The sequence below is a fragment of the Streptomyces sp. NPDC088246 genome (assembly GCF_044741025.1).
GTDB lineage: Bacteria > Actinomycetota > Actinomycetes > Streptomycetales > Streptomycetaceae > Streptomyces.
Window position 1 is genome coordinate 1 of the sequence record NZ_JBIURV010000012.1, and the last position, 5,256, is coordinate 5,256.

At 70.9% G+C, this 5,256-nt stretch carries 5 protein-coding genes; 3 read left to right on the forward strand and 2 right to left on the reverse strand.

Translation table 11 applies throughout. The features are described from left to right. Positions 1 to 182: 182 nt before the first annotated feature. Both ACIPEK_RS18055 and ACIPEK_RS18060 read right to left on the reverse strand, forming a co-directional pair. A complete protein-coding gene (locus ACIPEK_RS18055) occupies positions 183 to 1,538 on the reverse strand; it encodes a sensor histidine kinase (RefSeq protein ID WP_401996920.1) in 1,356 nt (451 codons plus the stop codon). A 236-nt stretch (positions 1,539 to 1,774) separates the two neighbouring features. Further along, the gene (locus tag ACIPEK_RS18060) at positions 1,775 to 2,980 is read right to left on the reverse strand and encodes a sensor histidine kinase (protein ID WP_401996923.1); all 1,206 of its coding nucleotides are present in this window, start codon (positions 2,978 to 2,980) and stop codon (positions 1,775 to 1,777) included. 170 nt (positions 2,981 to 3,150) lie between these two features. Here ACIPEK_RS18060 and ACIPEK_RS18065 point away from each other — a divergent pair, with 170 nt between their 5' ends. From ACIPEK_RS18065 to ACIPEK_RS18075, 3 genes are all read left to right on the forward strand, one after another. Continuing rightward, positions 3,151 to 3,543: an NADH-quinone oxidoreductase subunit A gene (locus ACIPEK_RS18065; protein ID WP_401996926.1), complete on the forward strand. Its 393-nt coding sequence runs from the start codon at positions 3,151 to 3,153 to the stop codon at positions 3,541 to 3,543. Next, positions 3,534 to 4,214: an NADH-quinone oxidoreductase subunit B gene (locus ACIPEK_RS18070; protein WP_401996934.1), complete on the forward strand. Its 681-nt coding sequence runs from the start codon at positions 3,534 to 3,536 to the stop codon at positions 4,212 to 4,214. The genes ACIPEK_RS18065 and ACIPEK_RS18070 overlap by 10 nt, the downstream gene beginning before the upstream one ends. Continuing rightward, positions 4,211 to 5,256 (forward strand): NADH-quinone oxidoreductase subunit C (locus ACIPEK_RS18075; RefSeq protein ID WP_401996937.1); only part of this gene is annotated, 1,046 nt, incomplete at its 3' end. The genes ACIPEK_RS18070 and ACIPEK_RS18075, both read left to right, overlap by 4 nt.

Sequence of the window (5,256 nt, forward strand, 5' to 3'; positions counted from 1 at the left end):
TGTCGGTTTCCCCCCCCCGGGGGGGGGGGCCCCGCGTTTTTCCCCCCCACCACCCCTGTTGGGGCTGGCCGCCGGTCCGGCCCGCCGGACCGGCTTGAAATCAAGCCGGTCCGGCGGCCGGGGACGAGGGGGAGCGGTGGGGGTGGGGGGTTCCTGTCACGGCTCCGTGTGTGCGGGTGTGTTCAGCCGCGCCACGGCAGCTCGGCCGTGACCCGGGTCGGGCCGCCCTGCGGGGAATCCACGACGAGTACGCCGTCCACCGCGTCCAGCCGCTCGGTCAGCCCGGCCAGCCCGCTGCCCGAGGACACATCGGCGCCGCCGCGCCCGTTGTCCGTGACCTGGAGCATCAGCCGGTCCGCCGTCCGCCACACATCGACCGATGCGCGGGTCGCGCGTGAATGCTTGCTCACGTTCTGCAACAGCTCCGAGACCGTGAAGTAGGCGATTCCCTCGATGGCCTGGGCGGGCCTGGACGCCAGGTCCACTTCGACCGTCACAGGGACGGTGCAGCGGGAGGCGATGGCGGAGAGTGCGGCGTCGAGGCCTCGGTCGGTGAGGACGGCGGGGTGGATGCCGCGGGCGAGGTCGCGGAGTTCTTGGAGGGCGACCTTGACCTCTCCGTGGGCCTCGTCGACCATGCGGGCGGCGGCCTCGGGGTCGTTCGTCAGCTTCTCCTTCGCCAGGCCCAGATCCATGGCGAGGGCGACGAGCCGGGCCTGTGCGCCGTCGTGCAGGTCGCGCTCGATGCGGCGCAGGTCGGCGGCGGCCGTGTCGACGACCACCCCGCGGTCCGACTCCAGCTCGGAGACGCGTGTCGCCAGCCGGGACGGCCCGAGCAGCCCCGACACCATCAGCCGGTCCACGCCCGCCAGACCACGGATGATCCACGGCGTGACGAGGACGACTATCAGGCCGCACACGCTGGTCGCAGCCAGGTCGAAGGGGGAGTCGAGGTAGACGTCATGGGTGCCGTCGCCGTACAGCTGAAGGCCGGTGACCCCCACGTACGTCGGGAAGATCCAGTGCCACAGGGGGTAGGTGAGGGCGGCCCACCCGTACACCCAGAGCGTCAGCGAAAGGATGAAGGCGAAGATCGCCCACGGGAGGTGCAGCAGCGCGTAGAGCAGATGCCGCCAGGACACCCCGCTCTTGAGGACCGCGCCCACCCAGGACAGCAGGCCGCCGGTCCTGCCGCGCACCGGCGCCGGGTCCGCCACATCCAGCTTCAGCAGCCCGCGCGCCCGGGCCCGCTCCATCGCACCGAAACCGCGGCACATGGCCAGCGCGCCGGCCAGGATCGGGACCCCGAGGAAGGTGATCAGCATGCCGATGCCCAGCGTCGTCAGGGTGATCGAGAGGCTGAACAGGAGCACGCTGATCGGCAGGCTCAGCAGCAGATAGCCGAACTCGCGCCAGGTCCTGCCCTCGAAAGGCGCGCGCAGCGCGGCCGGGAAGAAGTGCTTCACCGGGGGAGGGCCCCCGAAACCGGCTCCGGACCGCTGGTGGTCCCGAGTGTCCGGTCCGTATGCCGTGGCCATGGGTGCAGTCCGTTTCTTCTCATGGAGCCGGTTTCTCCGGTGGTTTCGGGGTTCCGGCCGGTACATCAAGGGTGCTGGGTCGCGGGTCGGCGCACCATGAGGGCGGTATCCCTCTTCGACCGGGGGTTTTCCCCACCCTGCCAGGGGGCTCAGGGGGCTCAGGGGGCTGGGCCCAGGCGTGCCGGGTCTGGGGGCGCCGTGTCCGGGTGTGCCGGCCTTCTGGGGCCGCCGGGCCTCTAGGGGCGCTTGGCCGCCCCCGTACGGTGCGGCTCCCTCTCCCGGTCCCGCCAGGGCAGCTCCGCGGTGACCGTCGTGGGACCGCCGACCGGCGAGTCGAGGACGAACAGCCCATCGACGGCGCCCAGCCGTTCGGCCAGCCCGGCCATGCCTGTACCGCCGTCCATCCGGGCCCCGCCCTGCCCGTCGTCGGTGACCTGGATCAGCAGCCGGTCCGCCGACCGCCACACCTCGACGGACGCCGAACGTGCCGCGCTGTGCTTGCTCACGTTCTGCAACAGCTCCGAGACCGTGAAGTAGGCGATTCCCTCGATCGCCTCCGCGGGACGCGCCGGCAGATCCACTCCCACCGCCACAGGGACGGTGCAGCGGGAGGCGATGGCGGAGAGTGCGGCGTCGAGGCCTCGGTCGGTGAGGACGGCGGGGTGGATGCCGCGGGCGAGGTCGCGGAGTTCCTGGAGGGCGACCTTGACCTCTCCGTGGGCCTCGTCGACCATGCGGGCGGCGGCCTCGGGGTCGTCCGTCAGCTTCTCCTTCGCCAGGCCCAGATCCATGGCGAGGGCGACGAGCCGGGCCTGTGCGCCGTCGTGCAGGTCGCGCTCGATGCGGCGCAGGTCGGCGGCGGCCGTGTCGACGACCACCCCGCGGTCCGACTCCAGCTCGGCGATCCTGCGCTCCAGCTCGTCGGAGGGCGAGAGCAGCCCGCGCACCATCGCCCGGTCGGCATGGGTGAGGAGCCGCGCGATATAGGGGAGCACCGGCCACAGCACGAAGAGGCTCACGAGCGTCACGCTGAAGGTGAGTACGCCCCAGGGCAGCCGTATGAAGGAGTACAGCACCGCCCGCCAGCCCACCGGGTCCGTGAGGCTCGACCACAGCCAGGGGAAGAACCCCTGTTCCCGGCGGGACAGAACCATCGGGCTCGGTTCGTCGATCCGCACCCCGAGCATTGCCCGCGCCCGGCCCCGCTCGGCCTTACCGATCAGCCGCGCGCCGTTCAGTCCGGCGGCGAGCAGGGGCAGACCGATCACCGTGACCGCAAGCCCCACGCCGATGCCGATCATGAACACTGTGTAAACAAACCCGGCGATGGTCATGGGGAGGTTGGCCAGGAGATGGGCGATCTCCTTCCACGTCCACCGATCGAGGGCGAAGCGGGCGGGCGGTGGCCGGTCGTTGTCGGGCACCAGGGGGCTCATGGTCATACGCCCCAGCCTGCCGGGCGAGGCCTGCGCACGCCATGGGGCTCGTGGGTGGGGTGAAGTAGGGATAACCCCACCCGTTGTCCGATGCGACTGCTTACCCTCTCTTTAACAGGGCCTAGACTCCCGTGCGTACAGATCGTCGAACAGGTTTGAGGGAGCGAGGGGCGGACGTGGCGGAATCGACCGTTCTCGCGTCGGACTACTTCCACAGCTATTCAGTGGTCGGACTGCTCGCTGTGATCGGCGTGCTGTTCGTCGCCGTCGCCTTCGGCGCCGGCCGACTGCTGCGACCCGTGGTTCCCACGCCGGAGAAGCTCCTGACGTACGAGTGCGGCGTGGACCCGGTGGGTGAAGGATGGGCACATACCCAGGTCCGTTATTACGTGTATGCCTTCCTGTACGTGATCTTCGCCGTCGACTCGATCTTCCTGTTTCCGTGGGCGACCGTATTTGCCGCACCGGGATATGGGGCGACGACTCTGGTGGAAATGTTCATCTTCCTCGGTTTCCTGGCCGTAGGACTGCTCTACGCATGGAAGAAGGGCGTCCTCGAATGGACGTGACGAGCCCGCCGCCCCCCGAGCACCGGCCCGCAGTGCAATCGGGACCGGGGCCGACGCCCGAGGTGGGGTCCGAACCGCAGCCCGTTCCGACGTTCCTGCCGGAGCCCAAGCGGCTCGGTGTCCTGTCGCGCCTGGCTCCCGAGCCGATGAAGGTGGTCCTGAACTGGGGCCGCCGCTACAGCCTCTGGGTCTTCAACTTCGGGCTCGCCTGCTGCGCGATCGAATTCATCGCCGCCTCCATGGCCCGGCACGACTTCATCCGGCTCGGTGTGATTCCGTTCGCTCCCGGCCCGCGTCAGGCCGACCTCATGATCGTTTCCGGCACGGTGACGGACAAGATGGCTCCGGCCGTGAAGCGGCTGTACGAGCAGATGCCCGAGCCCAAGTACGTCATCTCCTTCGGCGCCTGCTCCAACTGCGGCGGCCCGTACTGGGACTCGTACTCCGTGACGAAGGGCGTCGACCAGATCATTCCGGTCGATGTCTATGTTCCCGGCTGCCCGCCCCGGCCCGAGGCGCTCCTCCAGGGCATCCTCAAGCTGCAGGAGAAGATCGCCCGCGAGTCGCTGGGTGAGCGGTACGCGACGGGTGGCGGCAGCCGTCCTTCCACCGCCGCACTGCGCAGCGGCCTGGTCGCCGCCCCGTCCACACGGGGGGAGGGGCAGAAGTGACCGGTACCGAAAGCCATGACAGGGAAAGCTACGACCGGCTTCCGGACGCCGCGGCCGAGCTCTTCGGCGAGGACGCGACGGCCGAGTACGCCTACGACCTGCTGACCGTCGACGTACCGGCCTCCTCCTGGATCGCCGCTCTCGAAACGGCCCGCGACCGGCTGGGGTGCACCTATTTCGACTGGCTGAGCGCTGTCGACGAACCGGGCACCGGCTTCCGGGTCTGCGTCCACGTCGCCTCCCTGGCCGAGGGCAAGGTCCGTCGGCTCCTGATCCGTACGACCGTTCCGCACGAGGCGGCGGTCCTTCCCACCGCCATCGACATCTACGCGGGCGCCGCCTGGCACGAGCGCGAGACACACGAGATGTTCGGTATCGGCTTCGAGGGCCACCCGCACCTGGTCCCGCTGCTGCTGCCCGAGGGCTTCGAGGGCCACCCGCTGCGCAAGGACTTCGTGCTGGCGGCACGCGTCGCGAAGGCCTGGCCGGGCGCGAAGGAGCCGGGCGAGTCGGAGCACGGCGGACCGAAGCGGCGCACGATGCTGCCGCCCGGCGTCCCCGACCCGAATGAATGGGGCCCCCTCAAGGGCCAGCTCCCGCCCGCCCCGTCCCGCCCGGCCCGCACCCCGCGCGCGGCGGGCGAGCGTCCGGTACGCCGTGCCCGCAGCGTGAGCGAGGGCTCGGCCGGCCAGCAGCCGGAGACGGCAGCACCGGCTACCGAGCCCACACCTCCCCAAACCCCGCGCCGTACCCGCAGCGCGTCCCAGGGCTCGGCCAGCCAGCAGCGCGAGGCGGCGAAGCCGGGGACGGCCGGGGCCGGGGCACGGGAACAGGCAGGACCGAACGTGTCGGGGACGGGGACGGGGACGGGGACGGGGACGGCAGAGCCGAATCCCGGAAGCAGCGACGCTCCCTGGCACCACGCCCGCCCGGCCTTCGACACGGCCGGAGGCCCGAAGGCGGAGCCCCCGGTTCGGGAAGAGGCGGGCAGGGGAGAGGCCCTGCGCGGCGACACCCCCGTCCCCGAGGCCACGCCCACCCC

Bases quoted from the DNA above. Each gene is read 5' to 3' on its own strand.
- ACIPEK_RS18055 (WP_401996920.1), bottom strand. From the start codon at position 1,538: ATGGCCACGGCATACGGACCGGACACTCGGGACCACCAGCGGTCCGGA.
- ACIPEK_RS18060 (WP_401996923.1), bottom strand. From the start codon at position 2,980: ATGACCATGAGCCCCCTGGTGCCCGACAACGACCGGCCACCGCCCGCC.
- ACIPEK_RS18070 (WP_401996934.1), top strand. From the start codon at position 3,534: ATGGACGTGACGAGCCCGCCGCCCCCCGAGCACCGGCCCGCAGTGCAA.